Consider the following 1,855-nt stretch of genomic DNA (forward strand, 5'->3'; position numbering starts at 1 on the left):
CGTGTTGCGCACCGGTTTCTTGCAACGCGCGGGCGCACCGCTACAGTGGGTGGCGCGCGACGTGGCGCTGCCGTATAGGGTGATCGATGCGCGCAACCATCACGATGCATCGCATCCTGTCGCAACGGTTTTGGATGCTCAGGCGCGCGCCGATCTGATGCAGGGCTTCGACCTGGCATCGCCGCCGCTATTGCGCGTGACGCTGATGCGCACGGCCGAGCAGCGCTATCACTTGATCTGGACGTTCCATCATCTGCTGCTTGACGGTTGGAGCGTGTCGCAGTTGCTGGGCGAAGTGCTGCGGACGCACGAAGGGCTGCCCGTGGCGGCGGGAGTGGGCCGCTATCGCGACTATCTGACGTGGCTGGCTACCAGAAGCGAAATTGATACGCAGGCGTATTGGCGTGGCTGCTTGCAAGCCTTGAGTGAACCCAGCCTGCTGGCGCCGGCATTGCGGCTTCGAGGCGCATGCACGGCAGCCACCGGCTACGCCGACCTGCATGCCCGGATGGACCCTGCCGCGTCGTCGGCATTGGCCGAGCGCGCCCGGCATCATCGCGTCACGGTCAACACCTTGGTGCAAGCGGCCTGGGCGCTGGTCCTGGCGCAGGTGACGGGGCAATCCACGGCTGTGTTTGGCGTCACGACGTCTGGCCGGCCCGACACCTTGGCCGGTGCGCAGCACATGCTTGGGCTGTTCATCAACACCTTGCCGTTGGCGGTGACGATTGCGTCCGATGCCACGCTGGGCGACTGGCTGCGTAGCATACAGGACCAAAACCTGACGTCGCGTGAACACGAGCACGCGCCGCTGTTCGACGTGCAGCGTTGGGCAGGCCACGGCGGCAGCGCCTTGTTCGACACGCTGTTGGTCTTTGAAAACTATCCGGTTGATGCGGCGCTGAAAACGCAGGCATCGGCGGGGGTGCGGTTTGCCAACTTGCAGAACCATGAACAGACGCATTACGCCCTGACGCTGGTCGTGACGCAGCAGCCTGGCCTGTCCTTGCAACTGAGCTATGACCGATCACGCCTATCAGAAGCGGTGGCGCAGGCGTTGGCGCAGCGCCTGCATTACATACTGGCGCGTCTGGCGGCGCACGAGGGCCGCGTGGGCGCGCTGCCATTGACGCCGCCCAACGAGTTGGCCTTGTTGAGTCCGAACGAAAGAGGCTTGCCGCTGTCGGAGGAGGTGGCGTCGGAGTTTGGCGCGCTACCGGTGCATCGCCAGTTTGAGAGGCAGGCGGGCCTTTGGCCGGACCGTGTGGCGGTGACGTGCCTTGATGCGTCGCTGACGTATGGCGAACTGGACCGCCGCGCGAACCAATTGGCGCATCGCTTGCAGCGCATGGGCGTACGTGCCGAGCAGTGCCTGGGGATTGCTGCCGAGCGATCGCTGGAACTGGTTGTAGGTTTGCTGGCGGTGTTGAAGGCAGGTGCGGCCTACGTGCCGCTGGACCCAGACTATCCGGATGACCGGCTAGCCTACATGCTGCAAGACAGCGGCGTGTCGCTGCTGCTGACGCAGTCCGGTTTGGCGGCACGGATGGGCGGGTTGTCGTCATCGACAACCTTGTTGGCCTTGGACCAGATCGACGTTTCGTCCGAGCCGGTCACGCCGCCCGACGTTCCCCATCACCCCGAGAACCTTGCCTACGTTATCTACACCTCGGGCTCCACTGGCAAGCCCAAGGGCGCGGCCAACCGGCACGTTGCGCTGACCAACCGCTTGGCGTGGATGCAGCAGGCCTATGGTTTGACGGCAGACGATGTGGTACTGCAAAAAACACCGTTCAGCTTTGATGTATCGGTGTGGGAATTCTTCTGGCCCTTGATGACCGGCGCGCGGCTGGCG

The 1,855-nt window shown here is 64.1% G+C and carries 1 protein-coding gene; it reads left to right on the forward strand.

The features are described from left to right. Nucleotides 1-1,855, forward strand: a 1,855-nt coding sequence (locus WBR68_RS31225; RefSeq protein ID WP_230696250.1) for a condensation domain-containing protein, incomplete at both ends; no start/stop codon positions are given.

The organism is Achromobacter sp. JD-1, assembly GCF_038594925.1.
Taxonomy (GTDB): Bacteria; Pseudomonadota; Gammaproteobacteria; order Burkholderiales; family Burkholderiaceae_B; genus Achromobacter; species Achromobacter spanius_C.